Source organism: Halorhabdus rudnickae (assembly GCF_900880625.1).
GTDB lineage: Archaea > Halobacteriota > Halobacteria > Halobacteriales > Haloarculaceae > Halorhabdus > Halorhabdus rudnickae.
This window is the reverse complement of the sequence record NZ_CAAHFB010000001.1, coordinates 105,644-125,532: the sequence shown is the minus strand read 5'-3', so window position 1 is coordinate 125,532 and position 19,889 is coordinate 105,644. Positions and strand designations below refer to the sequence as shown.

The 19,889-nt window shown below is 63.3% G+C and carries 22 protein-coding genes and 2 tRNA genes; 9 read left to right on the top strand and 15 right to left on the bottom strand.

All coding sequences use genetic code 11. The features are described 5' to 3' along the window. Positions 1-47: 47 nt before the first annotated feature. The 3 genes from BN2694_RS00610 to glmU form a co-directional block, all read right to left on the bottom strand. Positions 48-659, bottom strand: coding sequence for a TetR/AcrR family transcriptional regulator (locus BN2694_RS00610; RefSeq protein WP_135661602.1), 612 nt, complete (start codon positions 657-659; stop codon positions 48-50). A 107-nt stretch (positions 660-766) separates the two neighbouring features. Further along, a complete protein-coding gene (locus BN2694_RS00605; RefSeq protein ID WP_135661600.1) occupies positions 767-1,585 on the bottom strand; it encodes a hypothetical protein in 819 nt (272 codons plus the stop codon). A gap of 233 nt (positions 1,586-1,818) precedes the next feature. Further along, positions 1,819-3,000, bottom strand: coding sequence for a bifunctional sugar-1-phosphate nucleotidylyltransferase/acetyltransferase (glmU, locus tag BN2694_RS00600; RefSeq protein WP_135661598.1), 1,182 nt, complete (start codon positions 2,998-3,000; stop codon positions 1,819-1,821). Positions 3,001-3,180: 180 nt separating this feature from the next. On the opposite strand from glmU, the gene BN2694_RS16900 reads away from it, so the two are divergent. Then, positions 3,181-3,321, top strand: a complete 141-nt coding sequence (locus tag BN2694_RS16900; RefSeq protein ID WP_167879926.1) for a hypothetical protein — start codon at positions 3,181-3,183, stop codon at positions 3,319-3,321. A 178-nt stretch (positions 3,322-3,499) separates the two neighbouring features. Here the strand turns inward: BN2694_RS16900 and BN2694_RS00595 are convergent. Continuing rightward, positions 3,500-3,574, bottom strand: a tRNA-Glu gene (locus BN2694_RS00595). A gap of 127 nt (positions 3,575-3,701) precedes the next feature. Between BN2694_RS00595 and BN2694_RS00590 the strand changes: the two genes are divergently transcribed. Beyond that, on the top strand, positions 3,702-4,148 hold the full coding sequence (locus BN2694_RS00590; RefSeq protein WP_135661596.1) for an NYN domain-containing protein: 447 nt from the start codon (positions 3,702-3,704) through the stop codon (positions 4,146-4,148). A 69-nt stretch (positions 4,149-4,217) separates the two neighbouring features. Then, on the top strand, positions 4,218-5,060 hold the full coding sequence (locus BN2694_RS00585; protein WP_135661594.1) for a TatD family hydrolase: 843 nt from the start codon (positions 4,218-4,220) through the stop codon (positions 5,058-5,060). A gap of 27 nt (positions 5,061-5,087) precedes the next feature. Here the strand turns inward: BN2694_RS00585 and BN2694_RS00580 are convergent, their stop codons facing one another. Continuing rightward, positions 5,088-5,801 (bottom strand): metal-dependent hydrolase, encoded by a 714-nt coding sequence (locus BN2694_RS00580; protein WP_135661592.1) that lies wholly within the window; start codon positions 5,799-5,801, stop codon positions 5,088-5,090. A gap of 95 nt (positions 5,802-5,896) precedes the next feature. Between BN2694_RS00580 and BN2694_RS00575 the strand changes: the two genes are divergently transcribed. Further along, positions 5,897-7,018, top strand: coding sequence for a S1C family serine protease (locus BN2694_RS00575; protein WP_135661590.1), 1,122 nt, complete (start codon positions 5,897-5,899; stop codon positions 7,016-7,018). A 7-nt stretch (positions 7,019-7,025) separates the two neighbouring features. Here BN2694_RS00575 and BN2694_RS00570 read toward each other — a convergent pair whose 3' ends face one another. Both BN2694_RS00570 and priS read right to left on the bottom strand, forming a co-directional pair. Next, positions 7,026-7,964 carry a DNA replication complex GINS family protein gene (locus BN2694_RS00570; RefSeq protein WP_135661588.1) on the bottom strand — a complete coding sequence of 313 codons (939 nt, stop codon included), beginning with the start codon at positions 7,962-7,964 and terminating at the stop codon, positions 7,026-7,028. Between the two features lie 9 nt (positions 7,965-7,973). After that, positions 7,974-9,134, bottom strand: coding sequence for a DNA primase small subunit PriS (gene priS / locus BN2694_RS00565; RefSeq protein WP_135661586.1), 1,161 nt, complete (start codon positions 9,132-9,134; stop codon positions 7,974-7,976). 164 nt (positions 9,135-9,298) lie between these two features. On the opposite strand from priS, the gene BN2694_RS00560 reads away from it, so the two are divergent. Continuing rightward, positions 9,299-9,371 (top strand) — tRNA-Gln (locus BN2694_RS00560). A gap of 235 nt (positions 9,372-9,606) precedes the next feature. Beyond that, positions 9,607-9,918 carry a DUF429 domain-containing protein gene (locus BN2694_RS18070; protein WP_394346568.1) on the top strand — a complete coding sequence of 104 codons (312 nt, stop codon included), beginning with the start codon at positions 9,607-9,609 and terminating at the stop codon, positions 9,916-9,918. Here the strand turns inward: BN2694_RS18070 and BN2694_RS17320 are convergent. The 3 genes from BN2694_RS17320 to BN2694_RS00545 all read right to left on the bottom strand — a co-directional run bounded on the left by BN2694_RS17320 (position 9,905) and on the right by BN2694_RS00545 (position 12,350). After that, positions 9,905-10,276, bottom strand: coding sequence for a hypothetical protein (locus tag BN2694_RS17320; RefSeq protein WP_210408888.1), 372 nt, complete (start codon positions 10,274-10,276; stop codon positions 9,905-9,907). The two genes, BN2694_RS18070 and BN2694_RS17320, sit on opposite strands and share 14 nt — an antisense overlap. Before the next feature lie 110 nt (positions 10,277-10,386). Then, positions 10,387-11,367 carry a Gfo/Idh/MocA family protein gene (locus BN2694_RS00550; protein WP_135661584.1) on the bottom strand — a complete coding sequence of 327 codons (981 nt, stop codon included), beginning with the start codon at positions 11,365-11,367 and terminating at the stop codon, positions 10,387-10,389. 227 nt (positions 11,368-11,594) lie between these two features. Next, positions 11,595-12,350 carry a GNAT family N-acetyltransferase gene (locus BN2694_RS00545; RefSeq protein ID WP_135661582.1) on the bottom strand — a complete coding sequence of 252 codons (756 nt, stop codon included), beginning with the start codon at positions 12,348-12,350 and terminating at the stop codon, positions 11,595-11,597. Positions 12,351-12,568: 218 nt separating this feature from the next. On the opposite strand from BN2694_RS00545, the gene BN2694_RS00540 reads away from it, so the two are divergent. Continuing rightward, entirely contained in the window at positions 12,569-13,261 is a 693-nt protein-coding gene (locus tag BN2694_RS00540; RefSeq protein WP_135661580.1) for an HD domain-containing protein, read from the top strand. Between the two features lie 13 nt (positions 13,262-13,274). Here the strand turns inward: BN2694_RS00540 and BN2694_RS00535 are convergent, their stop codons facing one another. Both BN2694_RS00535 and BN2694_RS00530 read right to left on the bottom strand, forming a co-directional pair. Then, positions 13,275-13,973: a LysE family translocator gene (locus tag BN2694_RS00535; protein WP_135661579.1), complete on the bottom strand. Its 699-nt coding sequence runs from the start codon at positions 13,971-13,973 to the stop codon at positions 13,275-13,277. Positions 13,974-14,068: 95 nt separating this feature from the next. Then, on the bottom strand, positions 14,069-14,803 hold the full coding sequence (locus tag BN2694_RS00530) for a proteasome assembly chaperone family protein (RefSeq protein WP_135661578.1): 735 nt from the start codon (positions 14,801-14,803) through the stop codon (positions 14,069-14,071). Between the two features lie 111 nt (positions 14,804-14,914). On the opposite strand from BN2694_RS00530, the gene BN2694_RS00525 reads away from it, so the two are divergent. Both BN2694_RS00525 and BN2694_RS00520 read left to right on the top strand, forming a co-directional pair. Continuing rightward, entirely contained in the window at positions 14,915-15,823 is a 909-nt protein-coding gene (locus BN2694_RS00525; RefSeq protein WP_135661577.1) for an RsmB/NOP family class I SAM-dependent RNA methyltransferase, read from the top strand. After that, positions 15,820-16,392 carry a DUF7122 family protein gene (locus BN2694_RS00520; RefSeq protein WP_135661576.1) on the top strand — a complete coding sequence of 191 codons (573 nt, stop codon included), beginning with the start codon at positions 15,820-15,822 and terminating at the stop codon, positions 16,390-16,392. Before BN2694_RS00525 ends, BN2694_RS00520 begins: the two co-directional genes overlap by 4 nt. Before the next feature lie 125 nt (positions 16,393-16,517). On the opposite strand, the gene BN2694_RS00515 is transcribed toward BN2694_RS00520, so the two are convergent. The 3 genes from BN2694_RS00515 to BN2694_RS00505 form a co-directional block, all read right to left on the bottom strand. Then, on the bottom strand, positions 16,518-16,772 hold the full coding sequence (locus BN2694_RS00515; RefSeq protein WP_135661575.1) for a hypothetical protein: 255 nt from the start codon (positions 16,770-16,772) through the stop codon (positions 16,518-16,520). 143 nt (positions 16,773-16,915) lie between these two features. Next, a complete protein-coding gene (locus BN2694_RS00510) occupies positions 16,916-18,418 on the bottom strand; it encodes a DUF790 family protein (RefSeq protein WP_135661574.1) in 1,503 nt (500 codons plus the stop codon). A 68-nt stretch (positions 18,419-18,486) separates the two neighbouring features. Beyond that, the gene (locus tag BN2694_RS00505; RefSeq protein ID WP_244605319.1) at positions 18,487-19,845 is read right to left on the bottom strand and encodes a DEAD/DEAH box helicase family protein; all 1,359 of its coding nucleotides are present in this window, start codon (positions 19,843-19,845) and stop codon (positions 18,487-18,489) included. Positions 19,846-19,889 lie beyond the last annotated feature (44 nt).

Here is a 19,889-nt window from a genome sequence, read left to right as displayed (position 1 = left end):
ACGATCGCGTCCCGCACGGCTCCCATCGGACGGGACAACCACGACGACTAGTCGTCGGCGAGTAGCGTTTCCTCGATATATCGGTCGAGTTCGTCACGCAGGTTTTCGAGACGCTCGGGGTCCTCGAGGAGAACCGATCGGTCGAGGGTCCCGTACAGCGACGTCAGGATAAACTCCGCGATCCGTTCGGCATCGACGTCACGGAACGTCCCGTCCGCGATGCCGTCCTCGATTGCGTCGACGAAGACCGTGATAACCAGGTCGTCCGTCCGCTGGAACTGCTCGCGATAGGCCGGTTCGTGTGGCGCCTGTGCCCGCATCTCCATCGTCGCCTGGAAAAACCGGATGCGTTCCTCAGATGGGTCGTGGGGAGCGAGCAGATCGAGCAGCGTTTCGAGGCGTTCCAGCGGGGCCTCATCCACATCGTCATGTAGTTCCGATTCGAGCTGGTCGAGGAGGTGAGCGAGGAAGTCCGAAAGCAGTTCCTCCTTGTCCTCGTAGTGATAGTACAATAATGATTTACTCTTCGGGAACTCCTCGGCAATACGGGAGATGCTCGTCCCTGCGTACCCGTGGGTACACAACGCCTGGAATGTCGCGAGCATGATAGCCTCTCGAGTCGACGTGTCACCGTCAGGATCAGCATCAATCACAGACATCCCTCCGTCTGAATCCGCCTCGGGCCGCCGTGACGAGACAGGTTCTACCGCGAGCGGCCGGCACTCCGTCCCATCGGCACATCGTTCGAGACGGTGCGTACAATCTATCAGTCATGCGTGATTCGATTCGTTGATCCAGCGAACACAGAGTCGGCAAGCTCCCGAAGGCGAGAGAGGGGTTGCGAATCCGGCAGTGGTGCCACAAGTTCGTCGACATTGTCGGTACCGATCCCGTCTCCGAAGACAGATTCCATCCACTCCTCGGGAAGCAGATCGTTCACCGACTGAAGTTGGTCCGTTTCGAAGTTATCCCTGTCGGAATGGCCCCGGGCGACACCCAAGACAGCTCCGGTCGTCCGCAACGCCCGCCGACAGTCCTCGTCCGCACGCCCGAGCAAGCCGGCGAGATCGCCCGCCGTCGCCGTAACGATCGGTTCGATCGGGACGCGATCGATCGATTCCGACCCACTCTCTTCGACGCGTTCCCAGGCGGAGGCAAGTCGGCTGCTGGCCGCCGAAACGGACCGAAAGCACGCCTTCCCGATCGACGGCTCAACGTCGAGATCACGGAGGCCTGCGTACGCCAACGAGTGGAGGTAATCGCTCGCCAGTAACGCGCGCGAGCGATCGATGCCCTGAACGCCTGTATCGAGGAGGCCCGACGCCCGTCCGTTCAACAATGCCTGCCCATAGAGCAGTTCGACGGTCGCTGCCGCCTGAACTCCTAGATCGTCCGGCTGGCGCTCGCCCGTCGTGGCCATTCCCAACAACAGAAATCGACCACGGAACCGGTCGCTGTCTGTGTCGAACGGTCGGGCAGCATCGGCGGCGAGTTGGGTCGGCGCGCCGGTCAGCCAGGAGTGGATCTGCCGGTCGATCGCTTCCTGATTTGTCTGCCCCCCATCGCGTTGCAGTACCCCGTCCATAGTCACTGGCCCTCTCTCTTGCCTGATCCGGGGGCCTCGGCGCTCCCTGGAACGAATCTGTCTATCCGTGACACCCGGTGCATAGAATAACTGAACGTTTAGTCAATATTCAAGGTTTTGGGTTCGCTTCGAAATGTGTTTGAAGGCCTGGAGCACGGCCCGGTCAGGATCGGTGACACAGGCAATTCGATAGCGAGTCCAGCCAGTTCGATCCCGGACGACTTGATGACAGGTCAGCGATCCCGAGAGACACGCTCACCAGGTTCGATGCGGGTTCCGGACGAGAGAACGACGCCCGGTTCGATACTTGTGTTGATACCGGTCTTGATGTCGTCGCCGGTCACGACCCCCATCTTGCGCCGCCCGGTCGAGACACGTTCGCCTTTCACCGTGACGCGGACGTCAGCTTCGTCGTGGCGGAGGTTGGCTACCTTCGTCCCTGCACCGAAGTTCACGTCCAACCCGACCACGCTATCGCCAACGTACGAGAGGTGCGGGACAGCCGAACCCGCCCGGATCACGCTGTTTTTGATCTCGACTCCGTTGCCGACGTGTACGTCCTCTCCCAGGTAGGTCGATCCTCGGAGGTAGGCGTTCGGGCCGATCTCGGCACCCGCTGCGACGTACACTGGCCCCTCGATCACGACGCCGGGTTCGATCGTGGCTCCGTCCTCGACGACGACGGTCCCACGGAGGTCGGCCGCGTCGCTGACGGTCCCGCTGACGTCGCGGTCGATCCCCTCGAGCAACAACTCGTTGGCCTCCAGCAATTCCCAGGGGTGTCCGACATCCATCCATCGATCGAACGCGACCGGCGTCACGTCGTAGTCATCGATGACTCTCGCAAGGATGTCTGTGATCTCGTACTCCCCGCGTTCACTCTCGGAGACAGCCACCCATTCTCGGGCCTTCGACGGGAAAACGTACGCGCCGGCGTTTATCTGATCTGTCGGCGGATCGTCGGGCTTCTCGACGATCTCCGCGATGGATCCGTCGTTGATCGACACGACGCCGTAGTTCGAGGGGTCCGGTACCTCGTAGGTGCCGAGCGCCGGGCCGTCGGCGAAGAGCCGCTCGATCTCGGCCGAGTCGTAGAGGTTATCACCGTTGAGTACGGCGAACGCGCCCTCGAGTTCGTCGCTGGCCGCGCGGAGCGCGTCAGCGGTTCCAGCCTGTTCCGACTGGACGGCGTATGTCACGGACACCCCTCGATAGGAACCCCCGAAATACGATCGGACATCGTCGGCCTCGTAGCCGACGACGAAAACGAGTTCGTCGGCTCCGGCGTCGACAGCCGCATCGGCGACGTGGGCGGCGAGTGGTCGCCCGGCCACGGGCAACATGGGTTTGGGCGTGTTATCAGTGAGCGGGGCCATTCGCGTGCCCTGTCCAGCGGCGAGCACGACTGCTTGCATGCCCGACATCTCTGGACGGTCACGGATAGGCCTGCCGCTCTCGATTCTTCCTGATCTGTTCCCCCAACCACATCTCGTCAGTGTCGATGACTGGTGCGTTCCGGACCCTCGGCCGTCTGTCCGATCTGCCAAGAGAGAACCGGCACTTGTAGGGTGTAACTCGCGAGACCAACGGTCACGATGACCAGCGGCTTGAGTACGACCGCGAGCCTCGCCCTGGGCGGACTGTTCGTGATCTACCTGCTCGCAGTAGTCGCCTACTACGTGTTCGATCGGGAGCTGATCCCGATGCCAGACCTCGATACGCTCGGTCTGCCATGAGTCAAATCTCGTCTCTCGCTTCGCTGCTCACGTACGTTTCTCGTAGAATGCTCGGTCCGGGATTTGAACCCGATGGCGAGACGGATGTCCTCGCTCCCTGCGGTCACTCGAACGCTGCGACTCGCGTGATTCAAATCCCTCCTTTCGCATTCGCTACTCACGTGCGTTCGTCGCAGAATGCTCGGTCCGGGATTTGAACCCAGGTCATCGGCTCGAAAGGCCGAAATGATTGGCCGGACTACACCAACCGAGCGAGCTACATCAGGATCGATGGACCGCTCCGTAATAAATGCCGTCAATCGCGTCGCCTCTGTGGCGTGTTAGGTACCCACAGATTTCGAGACGGAATCTCCAAGTCCGTTCCTGCCGTCGACCTGGCCATGGGATTGCTAGATCGCGTCCGCGGCCGGCGGTCGGGCGGCGTCGGTCTGTTCGTCGACGGGCCGAACGTGCTCCGTTCGGAGTTCGACGTGGACCTCGACAACCTCCGGATGATCGCGGCCGAGCACGGCCGGCTCGCGTCGGCCTGCCTCTACCTCGACGAACACGCGACGCCGGGCCTCATCCAGGCCGGGGAAGCACACGGCTTCGGGGTCGTGACGACCAGTGGCGACGTGGACGTGAAACTCGCCGTCGACGCGACACGGGCGGTCGCCGAGGGGCAGATCGACACGCTCGTCGTCGCCTCCCGGGACACGGATTTCAAGCCTGTACTGGAGGTGGCCGCCGAACGGGGGTGTCGGACCGTCGCGATCGCCCCGGGCGAGCACGGGCGCTCGGACGCGCTGGCGAGTACGGCCCACGAGAGCCATACCCTCGATAAGTGAATAGTTTCGCAGGCGATACGCACACGGAGAGACGAACGGCTTTTGGGCGAGTGACTCCCCCGTTCGACCATGAGCGAGGAGTACGACGGACCGATTCTGGACAACCACCTCCACCTCGATCCCGAGCACGGCCAGGGTATCGACGCCGTCGAAGACTTCGTCCGCGTTGGCGGGACCCACCTGCTCGTCGTGAACAAGCCGTCCTGGATGCTCGAAGACGTCGCCGACGACGAGTCGATATTCCGGGCAGTCTTCGAGACGACCGTCGAGACGGTCGAACGGGCCAGCGAGGTCCTCCCGGGACGGGCCTGGCCAGTACTTGGGGTCCATCCCGCACTAATCTCGAAACTGACTGGGCGGGGCTACACGCCCGAGGAAGCACGCGACATCATGCAGGCGGGGCTGGACGTCGCCGCGGAATTCGTCGCCGACGGCCCGGCGCTCGCGCTGAAGTCAGGTCGTCCACACTACGACGTGGGCGATCCTATCTGGGCGGCCTCGAACGACGTGATGAAACATGCCTTCGAACTCGGGGCGGAGACGGGCTGTGCCGTCCAGTTACACACCGAGGGCGGCGAGGATTTCAACGAAGTCGCAACCTGGGCCGAGGAGCGGGGATTGCCCGCCAAACGCGTCGTCAAGCACTACTCGGGTGGGCACCTCCAGGGACCGACCAAGAGCGTCCTCTCGGACAAAGACGAACTGGAGGTCGCCGTCGCGGAGGACGAACCGTTCCTGATGGAGACAGACTTCATCGACGACCCGGACCGTCCGGGCGCGGTACTCGGCCCGAAGACAGTGCCTCGACGCGTGGAGTGGCTGCTTGACAGGGGACGAGTGGATGCCGTCCGGACAGCCCACATCGAGACGCCCGCCTCCGTCTACGGAATCGACCTCGAGTCGACGTGGTAACGAAAACGGGCGTCGAACGACCGGCGCTCAGAGCTCGAACGTCTCGTCGCCCTCGAGGACGTGAACGTCGGCGTCGCTGCCGACGGCGTTCACCTCGCGGGCGAACATATCGGCGTCCTGTTCGATCGGCGGGAACGTGTCGTAGTGCATCGGGAAGGCGTGATCGACATCGAGCCAGTCGACGGCGATCGCGGCCTGCTCCGGTCCCATCGTGAAGTGATCGCCGATCGGGACCGCAGCGGCGTCGGGTTCGAGAAATGACCCAATGACGTCGCGCATCTCCGTCATCAGTCCCGTGTCGCCGGCGTGGTAGAACGCCGTGGCCTCGTCGTCGCTTACCTGGGTCGGCTCGGCGTCGGAGATCACGAACCCGGCCGGCATTCCCGCCGATCCGATCTCGTGGGTCGTGTTGATCCCGTTGGTGTGATCCGCCCGATGCATCGTCACAAAGGCGTCCCCGGCCTCGACGGTGCCGCCGAGGTTCATTCCGACGGTCTCGTTGCCGTGCTCGTTTTCGATGTGGCCGGCCAGTTCCGGCGTCGCAACGACCGTCGCATCAGGGAACGCATCGACGTCCGCGATGTGATCGGCGTGGCCGTGGGTCAACAGGACGAAATCGGGGCGCTCGACGTCTGCGGGCGACAGCGACGTCTTCGGGTTGTCGAAGAAGGGATCGATCAACAGTTGCGTGTCTCCGAGGGCGACACTCCAGGTCGAGTGACCGTGCCAGGTGAGTTCCATGGTCGTCAGTGAGTAGGGTAGTCACATACTTAATGATGCATACGATGATTCCGGGGCGGCCAAGCGTTTATGCGGGACGGAACCGTTAACCAGGTATGTCCCCAGATGACGTCTCTCGTCGGGGGTTTCTCCGTGGCATCGGTGCCACAGCCGTTCTCGCTCTCGCCGGCTGTGCCGAGTCCCCCCAGGAGGAGACGGACCCGTTGACACCCGAGAGGACGACACAAACGCCGCTCGGTGGTAGGAATGAGACGATCAAAGAACTCGACGGGACCAACGTCTCTCGCTTCTCCGAAGTCTATCGTGCCGTCCGGGATTCGGTGGTGCAAATCAGGGTCCGTACCGGGGCCAGAGGAACCGGGGCCGGAACCGGATTCGTCTACGACGACACACACCTCGTAACGAACGAACACGTCGTCGCGAACGCCCAGGATCTGTTCGTTCGCTATCGAACCACAGGCTGGCGGGACGCCACGATCGAGGGGACCGACACCTACAGCGACCTAGCGGTCCTGCGTGTCGACGATCGACCCAACGTTGCAACCGCTCTCCCCTTGCGCTCCCGGGATCCACCGGTCGGAACCGAAGTCGTCGCGATCGGCAACCCCTACGAACTCTCGGGAACAGTCTCCTCGGGAATCGTCAGCGGCGTCGACCGGACACTGTCGGCCCCGAACAACTTCTCGATCCCCGATACGATCCAGACCGATGCGCCGGTCAATCCCGGCAACAGCGGCGGGCCGCTGGTCGATCTCGAAGGACGCGTCGTCGGCGTCATCAGTGCCGGGGGCGGTGACAACATCGGACTGGCCATCTCGGCACCACTGACACGGCAAGTCGTGCCCGCCTTGATCGAGACCGGGTCGTACGACCATCCCTACCTCGGCGTTGGCCTGGAAAACGTCACGCCCGCGATCGCGGCTGCCAACGATCTCGAAGAAGCCACGGGAGTCTACGTGTCTCGCGTCGTCGCAGATGGACCGTCGGCAGGCGTTCTACAGGGATCGACCGGCGAGCAGTCAGCCGACGGCGGGCTGGCCCCCGCGGGTGGCGACGTTATCACTCATCTCGCCGGGGAGCCTGTCCCCACGAGGGCCACCCTCTCGAGCGTCCTGGCGTTAGAGACGGTGCCCGGCGAGCCGACGGATCTACGCATCATCCGCGACGGGAACGCGGAGACGGTGACTGTCGATATCGGAGCACGACCGGCGGTCTGAGAAAACCTCACTCGAGACGCTCGGCAGCACCCTGTTCGACCAGCGGATCGGCGTTCGTTGCCGGCAGCGTGACGACGTCGTCGGCAGTCAGATCGTAGGCTCGATCGTCGACGCCGAGGATCTCTCCAACGTCGTCCATGATACGGACTGTCGTCCGTTCGACGGTGGGATCCGATCGTGTGGACGTGTTGTCGTCGTCAGCGGTCGACTCGCCCATTCCGCTTGCCTCGGACGATGGCTCGACCGGCGCGGTACCGCCGTCCCGACGTGGAGACTCCCCAACCGCCGCTTGCGGGGGCTGTTCGTCTGGAACCGGTCGTGATTGTGCCTCGCCGTCCGCGGATGAGTCCTCCGACGATCCACCGGTCGGCGTCCCCCCGTCCGCACCCATCAAGTCGGCGGCAGAGACCGATTCCGGATCTAGGTGGTCCGCAGGTTCGGAACGCTGCTCCGGCGATTGTTCGATCGATTGGGACTCGTCCTCAGGTACGGGCTGCCCTCGATTCAGATCTGTTTCGTTTGAGGGGCTGGTATCCACGTCCGGGTTCCCGCCAGTCGTCTCACCTTCCAGCACGTCAAAGACGTGGTTGCGACTCTGCTCGATAGACCCGACGAGCGACTCGAAGAGGTCACGTTCCTCGGTCGTGAGTCCCTCGTCTTCGGTTGGCATATCCGCAGCCGCAAGCGATGCCATCTTGACGATCTTGCCGACGCGGCGCTCGTAGATCGCCTCCAGGGTCTGTTCGGCAGTCGCAATGTCGTCGCTCAGCCGGTTGACCTGGGGGGCGTCGAAGGGATCGTCGGCACGCTCGGCGGCGCGCTCGCGCTCCTCGCGTAGCGCGCGGACGAATTCACCAGCCTCCTCGTAGAAGGAATCGCGCAGTTGCTGGAGGCTGTCTGTCTGGCGCTCGCGGCTCTGTACTGATTGAATCTCGTCTAGGTCCATGGTCGTCGGCTACTCGGGGCCTTTCTCGGCGCGCCCTCGCGACATGAGGAACACGCCAAGGTACTCCGGAACGATACTGTCTCCCTCAGAGAGTGTAAAGCTATCGCCAGCGAGCTCGACCTCTCCCGGATCTGTCACCTCGATGGCGATATCGTGGCCCTCGAACGTCTCCGGGACGGCGTCGACCAAGGGATCGAAATGCTCGATGGCGTCGCGGTCGATCCGCCGAACCGCGAGCCCGCTCCCGCCGTGAAGACTGCCAGGCAGTCGGATGAGGCGATTCGTGTCCGTCGTGACGGGTTCGTCGATCGGCGCGTGCTGCGTATCGACGACTTCGCTCGTTAGTGCCTCGACAAGTTTCCGGATCCCCGGGCCGCCCGCTTCGAGGTTGCCGTCCTCGATAGCCCGGTGATTGGCCTCGATCGCCCCGTAGACCGTCTTGGCCCGACCTTCACCGATCCCATCGAGTTCCTGGAGGCGAGCCATCGCCTCCTCGTCGGAAAGTGATTCGATCTCGTCGACGAAGGCCAACAACGACTCGTGGACGCGCTTGCCCCATCCACCTTCGGTCTTGAGCGCTCGAGCGGTGACGTTGCCCCGCATCTTCGTTGTGACCAGGCCGTCGGGGTCGAGACCGATCCCGCGGACGTAGTCGACGATCTCCCGTCTGGCCTCGCGCTCGAGCTGTTGGATCCTATCGTCGCGAACGTGCACGTGATACCCCCGACCGCCCGAGAAGACAACTGTCAGGTCCTCGAAGCCGAAGTCGTTCTCCAGAAAGTCAAGCAGTCGCAAAAGGGCGTCCTTACAGGCGGCCAGCATCTCGGCGTAGGTCGCCTCGGCAGGGTCGACAGACGGAAGATGATCGGCGTCCAGGTCGAAGACCACGTCCGAACCGCGCCAGTCCTTGGCCGCCATCGAGGACGCGCTCGGATCGGCGTAGCGACCCGCCGAGAAGTAGACGTGGCGGGGCCGCTCCCGTGCGAGAAACGATTCAAGATCACCCAGATTCAGCAGCGACTCGTGGCGAACCATCGTTTCCCCGGGACTCGCTGTCCAGGGGATGTATCCCCACTCGCGTTCGTGGGCGTCAGGTGGCAGCGTCACCGCTGTGCGGCGATAATGGTCACCGAACCGACCTCGGAGATACGCACGGGTTCGCTCCTCCATCGGCTACCTGTTCGAGGGAGGCCAGAAAAGGGTTATTAGTCGAGAACGCCCCAGTCCATATCGGTCGGCGGGTTCGTGAAGTGTTACCGGAACAAGACCGGTCCAGTCCAGCGATCGGTGCCAAGGATAACGCTATTATATGCCGGACATCAAGGATTTCTTGCAGTCCCGTGGTGTAGTGGCCAATCATAGAGGCCTTTGGAGCCTCTGACGGCGGTTCGAATCCGCCCGGGACTATTCTGTCGCGAGCAAACACGCGAGCGACGAATCACCTCGCGGATTCGAAGCAGGGAGTGAAGCGGTGTGGAACGACGGCGGTTCGAATCCGCTTGGCAATCTCCACTTGGGTTTAAACTTCCACGGTACCGTGTTCACCCCAATCTGTACGTTGGTCGCCTTCGAGAGGAGCGTCTGTACGCTGGTGTCGACTGGGCCGGGACGGGCTGGTTCGCCGTGTTCCTGACATCGGACGGTGACTGTGAAAGCACGTTTTATCCGACACTGTAGAACCTGTGGCGTGAGAGACGAGACGATATCAAGCGAATGCTCGTCGACATTCCGATCGGACTCTGTGAGGATAAAAAGCGAATCTGCGACGTGGACAAAAGCATACATCGGCCCACGACAACAAAGTACTGTCTTTTTGACCCCAATTCGGGAGGCAGTCTACGCAAACAACATTGAGACGGGAAAGCAGCGTCACCGAGAAGCAGAAGCTGACTTCAGTATCCAAAATCAGGCGTGGAATCTCGTTCGTCGAACGACGGCGTTCAATCGGCCGTGACGTCAACCTCACTCCAGGGTCGGAGCCAGGCCGTCGTCACATGTCGGTAGGTGTCCCAGAAGTTCGTCCAGAGATCGACATCGGATCGCTCTCTCGGCGGCGTCCCGTAGGTCTTCCGGGAACCCCCTGCCGAGATGGGTGACGGGAGGCGTGACTCCTCCAGTGACCGTGTCGGCCGGACCGACACCGCGCGACCACACTCCGGACACTGGTACCAGACCGACCGCGAGCCGCGTCGCTCGTGGAGGACCCAGTCTCCCTGGACGTGGCTGTCGTGACCACAGTTGGCACAGAACAGCACGGACTTCCGTCTCGGCGATCTGTGACTACTGTCCGATCCCGGGCTAGAGGGTACCATCTTCTCGATATGGTTGGCGAGTCACAGATAAAAAGGTTAGTATAAATTATGGCGTTTTTACAAACAATAGCGAAAGAGGCCAAAGAGACGACTGACGACAGCACACCCGATTAATATGATTCGACGGTCACAACTTCGCCCAACTCGGCGCTCTCATAGAGGGCGTCGATGACAGCCATGTTCCGGAGGGACTCCACATCGTCGATCCGGGGAGTCTCGCCAGCCTCGACGGCATCGGCGAAGTGTTCAACCTCTCGCTGATAGGGGTCGACCGGGTCGAATTCTTCGGTCGTCCGTCGGCCATCGGTCCCGTACTCGATAGAGACGGTCTGGTCGGGGTCGGCTCCGAAGACGTTCTCGGCTTCGAGCCACCCGTCTTCGGTCTCGACCCGGTAGGACTCGACAAAGGGGGTGTCGAACCCGCAGTGCATCCGTGCTGTCGCGCCCGACTCGAACTCCAGTACGCTGGTTAACTGCGTGTCCACGCCGCTATCGCGGGTGTCGACACTCCGAGCGTAGACTCGCTCGGGCTCACCGAGGAACAATCGCATCGCACTGACAGTGTAACAGCCCAGATCCATCAGGGAGCCGCCGGCGAGATCGGGATCGAGACGGATGTCCTCGAGGTCATCGAGCCGGAAGGTGAACGTCGCGGAACCACCCCGGACCTCCCCGAGTTCGTTCTGAACGATCTCGGCCGCCCGTTCGGTTCGCGGGTGGAAGCGATACATGAACGCCTCCATCAGCGTCACGTCTCGGTCGGCACAGTACTCGAACATCTCTGCCGCCTGGTCGGCGTCCTCGGCGATCGGTTTCTCACAGAGAACGTCCAAGCCGGCGTCAGCTGCCCGTTTCGACCACTCCGCATGGAGACCGTTCGGGAGCGGATTGTAGACGGCGTCGATCGGTGCGTCCTCGAACATGGTTTCGTAGCTGCCGTAGGCATTCGGGATGTCGAGGTCCTCCGCGACCGCTGTAGCACGATCGCCGTGCCGGGAGGCGATGGCTGTCACCTCGTGTGGACTTCGTTCGATCGCCGGGATGAGCGTCTTACGGGCGATGCCGGCCGTGCTAATGATGCCAAATCGCATACCTGCACCTCCGTACGGCCCCGTCTTGAATACCCGGGATCTGCCGGCCGTTGAAGCTGGGATGACCAGAAGTTATTTTCTGGAATGTATTCGATAAGAGTCTAGAGGTGCCCTAACAAAGCACACGTTCGTGCAGTGGCCACGATCGAACGGAGGTCGACGGGAGGACAGAACGGCCGATCGCAAGCAGACGAGCCGAGCTCCAATCAGTGCGGATGGGCGCCCGTTCAGAGATACGCGGCGTCCCAGCGAGTCGGTTTCCGTCGGTTTCCACAATCGTCACACTCGATACGGCCCATCGCGTCCATCGCGTTAGCAAGCTGTCCGCAGTTGTCACAGTAGTAGCCATAGCGGTTCTCCCGGTCTGGATCGGTGTAGACGATGTGGAACGGGGCTTCCGATCCACCTTCGGACTCGTCGTGATCGACGTAAACGGTCTGGGAACCCGATTCGAGCGGTTCCAGTCCCGTCGGCTCGGCGACGTAGCGGTACTCGACGTGAGTCCGGCCGCCGATCTCGATCTCGGTTCGACCGACGCGTTCGAAACCGTGGGCCTCGAAGAAGTCAGTCCCAGCCTGGTTGTTCGCGAGAACTCGTCCCTGGACGGTCGTCGCACCCGATTCGCGGAGCCGATCGATCGTCTCGTCGAACAGCGTCGTCCCGACCCCCTCGCCACGGTGTTCGGGATCGACGTGTAGCCACAGCATGAGAGCGTCCCGCCCCTGATCCTCCTCACCGGTGACCCACGGCCGATCGGCCGTCAGCGTACTCTCGGAAAACGCGACGACTTGGTCGTTGGATTCGGCGACGAGCAGTCTCCGATCGGTGGACTCGAGACTCGCATCGAGCTGTTGCTCCCCGTACCACTCTTCGATCCCGCTGGTGATCGTTTGAGGACTCAGTGAATACGACGACTGGAGCGAGCGTCTGGCGACGTCCCGGATCGCTGGTTTGTCACTCGGTGTCGCAGTGCGTATCTCCATGGTACGCATTGTGTGATCGGTCCTCTTAAGCGAACCGGCGACCGTCCAAGCGTTCGTGGCAGTACAGAGAACGACAAGTGGTCCGTGACACGGGAACAGTGGGACTGAGTCCGTTTCGACGGGTCTGGCGGTTTCTATCGGTGTCGTAACGCTAAAGAGCCGAACCCGCCATTTATTAGCCAAGATGAGCACTACGCGAAGACGCCGGAGGTGGTTCTGTGGGTGTTGAAATCCGGGAGTCACCCGTCTCGGATGCGGACGTCGAGGAGATGAAGCGGTTCGTCCACGATTATCTCGAAGCCAGCGTCGAGAACGAGCAGGCGGGCGGCCGGATGCGGTGGTACCCCTGGCACTCCGCAGAGTACCGGTACAATCACATCCTCAACGTGGTCGAACTCGCGGCAGACATCGCCCGGAAAGAGGGCGCCGACGTCCAGGTCACCCGTGTCGCGGCCCTCTTTCACGATATTGCGAAACTCGAAGCCGAACAGGACGAGCACGCCGAGGCGGGCGCTCGCATCGCCAAGGAGTTCCTCACGACACATGGGGACTATCCGGGATCGTTCGTCGAGCAGGTCGTCGAAGCAATCCGGGATCACTCCTACCAGGGCGACCTGATGGACCTGCCCCTAGAGACGCGCTGTCTCATCGAGGCTGATGTCCTCGATAAGGTCGGGTCCAACGGGGTCGCACTCTTGCTGTTGCGGATGGGCTATGAGTCCCGGAGCCACACTGACGCTGCCGAGATGGTCGAACGGGTCGTCGATCGCGGCGAGGACGCCCGTGAGCGCATCGAGAGCGACGCCGCCGAGAGTCACCTCCACCGACGACTCAAGCGCGTCCGGTGGTTCAAGGAATGGCTAGAGGAGGAAGTCGCCGCCATCGAACCCGAAACGGACGCCGAAAACTGAGTTGACGGGACCGTCACAACACGCCGAACGTACCGAGGGCATCCGCCAGGAAGACTACGCCGAACCCCGCCAGGAAGAGTGCGCTGATCGCCGCCACAGCGGACGCAAACCGATCGATCCGACGGCCGGCCCCGACGAGTGTCGCCGGGAACCCGACGATCCAGACGACGATACCGCCGAACAGCCCGACGATCAGCGCCGGGTCGCCTGTATGGACGACCAGCAACCCGGCGAGTGCGTCACCGACGTAGGGTACTTGCGAGAAAACATCGACAGTGCCGGGCGTCAGCAGACCGACGCCGACGGTCAGCCAGAAGACGATCTGATAGGGGTTGGTCAGCGCCAGCAGGAACGCCCGTTTGAACCCGCGGGCGTCTGATCCCGGTGGCTCGTCGTCGAAATCGGTAAACGTCTGATCGATTTCCCGAACGGCGTCGATGGCGAAGTACAACATCAGGAGACCGCCGACGGCCACCATTGTGCCTTGGAGGGCCGTCACGTCACGGACGATCGAGACGACGCCCAGCGCAGCGAGCGCCAAAAACGTCGCGTCGGCGACCATCGCGCCACAGCCGGCAATGACGCCCGACCGAAATCCACGGATGACGCTCTCCTCGGCGATGACGGCGTTCATCGGTCCCGGTGGGGCCGCAAGCGCCAGCCCGAAGACGACGCCTGCCAGCCCGGTCGCGACCACTCCGGCGACTACCATCACCCGACAGTAGTCCGGATTCGCCGAAAAGGATGTCGAGTTGTGCCGGGCCGCTCACATCGTGCCGACCGTCGGAGAGAGATGGTCTGTCAGACTTATTGGTACATCCCGACGGGTTCTGCCCGGGAACTCTCCTCCTGTGCCTGTTGCATCTGTCTGGCGAGTTGCTTCCGGGCCGTCCGGATTTCCTCGGCCTGTTCGAGAAGCGTGTCAGTCCCGACATCTATCCGGGCGAACTTCTTGATTCCCTCATCGAGGAGGACTTTCGCGGCGGCGGGATCAGGGAACTGCGAGGCCGCCTCGACGATAAGTCCCAGACAGTCCAGATCACGGCGACTGGCCTCGTACATGAGCGCGCCGGTCGGGCCGCTGATCGCGCCGCGTTCGGCCGGCGGATCGATGTCATGGGCTCCGAGAAGCGACTCTGCTTCACCCGTCGCGACGCCGTACAGCACTCGTTCCCCGTCAGGATCAGCCGGGATCCCGCTGAGGTAGACGGGAAGGGCCCCTTCCTCTTCGAGCCAACCACTGACACAGCTTGCGAACTCGCCGGCCGCCCGCGGCGAGACCGGTACGTCACTCTGGAGTGCAAGCAGGTCCCGCTGTTCGTCTGCGTAGATCCTGACTGCGCCGGTAATAGCGGCCTCGCCCTCGTGGTAGACCGCGACTTCCGGCAGCCCCTCACAGTGACAGGTCGCGTAGTGGGTCATCTCGAGCTCCGAGACGACGTGATCGACGGCGATCTTCCCGACGAGGCCGATACCGGGAAAGCCCTCGATCAACACCGGTTCCTCGAGAGCGAGCTCCTCGTGGACGGCAACGTGTGCCATACGTCAACGTGATTGTCCGGAGGACAAAAACGTGCGGGGACGGCTGGTGTTGCCGGGAGCTACCACCTGCCGTTCGAAACCGACAAGCCCGGGGCCGGCCAAGCCCAGTCGATGGACGTACTGCGGCGTTACGAGCCGATCGTCGAGGACTTCGAGGCATTCCGGGCGGCCTGTGAGCGGCCGCTCCCCTCGGTCGTCAGGGTGAATACGCTGAAGACGACCGTCGAGCGGGCACGGGACGCGCTCGATGACGAGGAAATCGCCTACGAACCCACAGACTGGCACGAGGGGTTGTTCGAACTCCCGGCGGGCGATCCCGGCTCGAACTGGCCGTACGTACAGGGCTGGCTCCACGGCCAAGAGGAAGTCTCGGCGCTGCCGGCGCGCGTGCTCGATCCTCGATCCGGCGAGCGTGTCTGGGACGCCGCTGCTGCGCCGGGCAGCAAGACGACCCAACTCGCCGCGCTGATGGACGACGAGGGCCTGCTCGTCGCCACGGACAACAATCTGGGTCGGCTCTCGGCGCTCCGGTCGAACGCCGAGCGCCTGGGGGTGACGAACGTCGCTGTCACGAACGAGGACGCCCGCAACCACTCGCTGAAACCGTTCGACGGCGAGCCCTACGACCGGGTGCTGGTGGACGTCCCCTGCTCGTGTGAGGGGACGATCCGGAAGAACCCCGATGCCCTCGAACAGTGGACGTTCGAGCACGTGCAGGGAGTCGCCGGCGTCCAGAAGGGGATCCTCCGGCGGGCAGTAGAGGTAACCTGCGAGGGCGGGACGATCGTCTATTCGACGTGTACGTTCGCCCCCGAGGAGAACGAGGCCGTCTTAGACGACGCCCTGGATGGACTCCCCTGCCGGCTTCTCGACGTTGATCTGCCCCTGGAGTCTCGTCCCGGCGTCACCGAGTGGGAGGGTGAATCCTACGACCCGAGTGTCCGGAAAGCCCGGCGGATCTATCCGCATTTCAACGATACGGGCGGGTTCTTCGTCGCGAAACTGGAGGTGACTGGATGACCGACCCGGACGGGAACGGCAGGGATAGCGGAGACGACACGCAGGGGGGCGGTGCGGGCGCTCCCGAAAACGATAGCGGACGGTTCGATCGACTGCCGGCGACCGAGAGCCAACGCGAGGTCCCGGGACGGCCGACTCGGGAGGCAGTCCTCGATTTCTGGGCGGAGCGGTTCGGTGTCCCGCCGGAGACGTTCGACGAGCACTCCTTCTGGGAGCGTGGCTCGGGGAAGATCTGGGCATTCCAGGGAGATCTCCCGTCGCCCGTCGAGATCGAAGCGCTCGGGATGGCGTTCCTGCGGACGCGACAGGAACACTGGAAGCCGACCCTGGAGGCCGTCCAGCGCTTTGGCGGTCACGCCGAGAAGAACGTGATCCACCTCTCTCGCGAGCAAGCCCGGACGTTCCTCGCCGGCGAGGACCAAGAGCCCGAGTGGGACGGCGACTGGGGCTACCTGATCGTCACGCACGACCTCGCCGGCGAACGGGAACCGCTCGGCGTCGGGCTGTACGTCTACGACGAACTCCGCTCGCAAGTGCCCAAGGGGCGGCGACGTGAGCTCCGAAGTTGAGCCCGATCGAGACAGGTGTTCCAACACGCCGGATCCACTGGCTGATGAATAGTGATTTCCGCCTCCGTGAACGAAGCGGCCTTCGTCAACAGAAACAGCCGATTCGGCTTCGAGAGCCCCTTGAACTATTCCTTGGCCAGTGGGTCGCCGCCCAGGAAGTACCGGAACATTGACTCGCCGTTCCGCCGGGCGAGGCTTTCCATGACAGCAAGAAACAGCGCTGCGAAGACGACGCCGGATGCGATACCCCAGCGGAAGCCAAACTCCAGGAAGGCCCCCATCGGAATGCCGAACCCGAAGACCAGAACAACGACAAGCACCATGTCCCGGAGGAGCAAATGTTCGTCGAACGTACTGTCGAACCACGTCTTTTCTGTCATCTAGATAGATCAACTCGACTGTAAGCAATTTAATTTTGCGGATTGGTGTCGCCGAGTCGTGGGTTCCGTTCTCCGGATAACCGTACCACAGCGTCGAATAACCCATCGGCGCTGTAAGTCACTCCGAGAACTCAGACGGCGTCTCACTCTGTCATTTGGAGTGTCCCGCCGCCCAGCCCCTCCCACTCGACGCGGTATCCCAGCCGCGAGAGCACGGCACTAGCGTCGTCGATCCCGTACTCCTCGAGGACCCCTTCCGCATCGTCGAGGTCCATCCCGGCCTCGATCGCATCTCCCAGCGCATCCAGCACGCGAGGGCGGACGAGCGTGCGCCCGACCCGCTCGTGGGCGGGGAACGCCACCTGTTCGATGGCGCTCTCGCTGACGCCGTGCTCGGCGGCCAGCGACGCGAGCGTGATCACATCCGCGTCGGGTTCGAGTTCGGCGGGCAGCGTGGCCGCCGCTTCGTTGACTAGCTCGGCCTCGTATTGCCTGAGCGCCGCCCGGACGGCCTTGACTCTGACCCGCCCGGAGTACGGGATCGCCCGGTGATCGCGCGCCTCGATCTCTTCACCGACGCCCAGGCTTTCGTCGAAGGCGACGAGCAACTCCACGTCCTCGATCGCGTCGAACTGTGCGAGTTTCTTCCGGACGTACTCGGGCGTCCAAAAGCCCATGATCTCGAAGTAGACCCGGAAGTCGCCGTGGCGGTAGTCGAGAGCGAAATCGGGGATAGCGACGCTCGCACCGGCTTCCAGCGGTTCCGGCTCGCGCGTGAGTTCCCAGGGGAGCGACAGCGACGCAAACCGGGTCGCGAAGTCGGCCTCGACCTCGCTGTCGTAACTCGGGTCCGTGACGGGTTCGACACCCGGGACCGTCAGATCAGCGTCGGACAGTTCCAGCCGCCGTTCAGTGCCGTCGTCGTCGATCGTCGCCGCGAGGTGCCACTGCCCGGTCGTCGCCACGCTCCGAAGCAGGCGGGCGAAGCGGGTTCCGTACCGCCGGGTAGATGCGAACAGCGCGTCCGGTCCCGTGACGTGCAATTCCCATTCGCCGTCGACTTTGGTGACTTCATAGAGCAATCCGAGCCGCTTGACTACCGAGACCAATGTCCGGGGATCACTCGACCGGACGCGAACTTCAGTGGCGTCGAACAGCGCCGTCTGGGCCAGCGAGAGGTCATACTGTTCGAGCAATTCCGCCGGTGTCCAGCGTGGATCGAACGCCGTCAGGACCTGTTCGGCCTCCCGGTCGGCGTACAACGATGCCGAGACGGCCGTGGCGTCCGCGCCGAGTTGATCGCCGGCCCGTTCGAGCGCCCGCTGACGGTCCTCGGCCGTGACGACCCCTACCGTCTCGGCAGCGCCGAAGGCCGCACGCCGAGCACGCTCGGGCCGGAGTGGCGCCCGCGTCTCGAAGGTCGCATCCCGTTCGAGCAGCGACGCGAACCCGCGGACGAGTTTGAAGTCCGGTGCCGCCCGCTCTAGGTCGGACAGTGCCGCCTCGAGGGTGCGGCGGTGTTCGCCGACGTGGCCCTGGAAGACGCCGATCGTCCGGGCAGCGAGGTCGCGATGGTCCCCGTCGACGAACTGGGGCTGATAGTCGCCGCCAGCCCGAGAGACCCGCAGCAGGTCTTTTCTCAGCACGATGTGGTGTTCTCGTCCGGTGACCGAAAAAGCGACGGACAGGTGTCGCCGGGATATGCCATCGGCGGTCACACCCCATTCGCCGAACGACGTCGTCGGGCGACACGCTCCTCGGCTGTCTCAGCTGCGACGACCTCGTACAGCAGCGCCCGGGCGTCCTCGTCGGTCGGCCGAAGGATCCGTCCGAGCCGCTGGGTGAACTCCCGCTGGCTCGCGCTCCCGGCGAGGACGATTGCGACGTTGGCCGCCGGCACGTCTACACCTTCGTCTAGCACGTTCGCCGTGAGGACCGTCGAGTACGTGCCAGACCGAAAGTTCTCGAGGATTTCGCGGCGCTCGCGGGTACCCGTCTCGTGAGTGATCGCCGGTCGGAGGAATCGCTCGGATACTTCGTAGACGAAGTCGGTCGTGGCGGCGAAGACGATGACCCGATCGTCCGCGTGACGATCGAGAAGGTCGGCGAGGACATCGACCTTCCGGTCGGCCGTCCGGACGACCGTCCGGGCGCGTTCTTTCGCCAGCAGGGCCTCGCGGGCGCGTGGATCCGACCCCGAACGCATCACGAGCTTCCGGTAGTCCGAACCGGAAGTCAACTGCAGATCCGAACTCGCGAGGTAGTCGGTGAACGTCTCCTGGTTTTCCTCGTAGGTTTCGCGTTCAGCGTCGGTCAGCTCGACCTCGATCCGCTTGACGTCGTAGGGGGCGAGGTGTTCGCCAGCGAGGTCCGCCGGGTCGAGTCGATAGACTGGCCCGCCGATCAACTCGGCGATCACCTCGTGGGCTCCGTCCGGCCGTTCGAAAGTGGCCGTCAGCCCGAGGCGAGCGGGGGCGGCCGACAAGCGAGCGATATCTCGATATCCTTCCCCGCCGAGGTGGTGAACTTCGTCGAAAATCACCAGCCCGAACCGGTCGCCGATCTCGTCGGCCCGGAGGTACGCAGAGTCGTACGTCGTGACGGTGATCGCCTCCAAGCGCTGCTCGCCACCGCCCAACTGACCGATCGGCACGTCGAACTCCGTCCCGAGTTCCTCGCGCCACTGCTCAAGCAGGTCGATCGTCGGGACGACGATCAGCGCCGCCGTCCCCAGGGCCTCGATCGCAGCGATCCCGATCACGGTCTTGCCGCTGCCGGTCGGCAGTTCGAGGACACCGTACTCGTCGGCGTCACGCCAGGCGTCGAGGGCCGTCCGCTGATACTCCCGGAGACGATAGGTCGAAGTCACGTCGATCGACGGCGCCGAAAGGACGCGATCCTCGACCTCGAGCCCGCGGTCTGCGATCGTCTGCCGCAGGGCAGCGTAGCGATGGCCCGGCACTCGCCAGGTTTCAGAACGCGCATCGAAGTGGACCCCGTCCATCGACGTGATCGACTCCGGGGGATCCCCCTCGACACGGATGGTTCCGGATTCGTAGGTGAGGACGACCACTACCGCAGCTTGGTCGGTCGGTATGCTAAAGGTTTCACCTGAAG

What these genes read in the sequence shown, in the direction of transcription:
- BN2694_RS00575 (WP_135661590.1), top strand. Translation starts at nt 5,897, where the DNA reads ATGTCCCCAGATGACGTCTCTCGTCGGGGGTTTCTCCGTGGCATCGGT.
- BN2694_RS00570 (WP_135661588.1), bottom strand. Translation starts at nt 7,964, where the DNA reads ATGGACCTAGACGAGATTCAATCAGTACAGAGCCGCGAGCGCCAGACA.
- BN2694_RS00530 (WP_135661578.1), bottom strand. Translation starts at nt 14,803, where the DNA reads ATGGCACACGTTGCCGTCCACGAGGAGCTCGCTCTCGAGGAACCGGTG.
- BN2694_RS00525 (WP_135661577.1), top strand. Translation starts at nt 14,915, where the DNA reads ATGGACGTACTGCGGCGTTACGAGCCGATCGTCGAGGACTTCGAGGCA.
- BN2694_RS16900 (WP_167879926.1), top strand. Translation starts at nt 3,181, where the DNA reads ATGACCAGCGGCTTGAGTACGACCGCGAGCCTCGCCCTGGGCGGACTG.
- BN2694_RS17320 (WP_210408888.1), bottom strand. Translation starts at nt 10,276, where the DNA reads ATGGTACCCTCTAGCCCGGGATCGGACAGTAGTCACAGATCGCCGAGA.
- BN2694_RS00535 (WP_135661579.1), bottom strand. Translation starts at nt 13,973, where the DNA reads ATGGTAGTCGCCGGAGTGGTCGCGACCGGGCTGGCAGGCGTCGTCTTC.
- BN2694_RS00515 (WP_135661575.1), bottom strand. Translation starts at nt 16,772, where the DNA reads ATGACAGAAAAGACGTGGTTCGACAGTACGTTCGACGAACATTTGCTC.
- BN2694_RS00580 (WP_135661592.1), bottom strand. Translation starts at nt 5,801, where the DNA reads ATGGAACTCACCTGGCACGGTCACTCGACCTGGAGTGTCGCCCTCGGA.
- BN2694_RS00550 (WP_135661584.1), bottom strand. Translation starts at nt 11,367, where the DNA reads ATGCGATTTGGCATCATTAGCACGGCCGGCATCGCCCGTAAGACGCTC.
- BN2694_RS00520 (WP_135661576.1), top strand. Translation starts at nt 15,820, where the DNA reads ATGACCGACCCGGACGGGAACGGCAGGGATAGCGGAGACGACACGCAG.
- BN2694_RS00605 (WP_135661600.1), bottom strand. Translation starts at nt 1,585, where the DNA reads ATGGACGGGGTACTGCAACGCGATGGGGGGCAGACAAATCAGGAAGCG.
- BN2694_RS00610 (WP_135661602.1), bottom strand. Translation starts at nt 659, where the DNA reads ATGTCTGTGATTGATGCTGATCCTGACGGTGACACGTCGACTCGAGAG.
- BN2694_RS00585 (WP_135661594.1), top strand. Translation starts at nt 4,218, where the DNA reads ATGAGCGAGGAGTACGACGGACCGATTCTGGACAACCACCTCCACCTC.
- glmU (WP_135661598.1), bottom strand. Translation starts at nt 3,000, where the DNA reads ATGCAAGCAGTCGTGCTCGCCGCTGGACAGGGCACGCGAATGGCCCCG.
- priS (WP_135661586.1), bottom strand. Translation starts at nt 9,134, where the DNA reads ATGGAGGAGCGAACCCGTGCGTATCTCCGAGGTCGGTTCGGTGACCAT.
- BN2694_RS00545 (WP_135661582.1), bottom strand. Translation starts at nt 12,350, where the DNA reads ATGGAGATACGCACTGCGACACCGAGTGACAAACCAGCGATCCGGGAC.
- BN2694_RS00590 (WP_135661596.1), top strand. Translation starts at nt 3,702, where the DNA reads ATGGGATTGCTAGATCGCGTCCGCGGCCGGCGGTCGGGCGGCGTCGGT.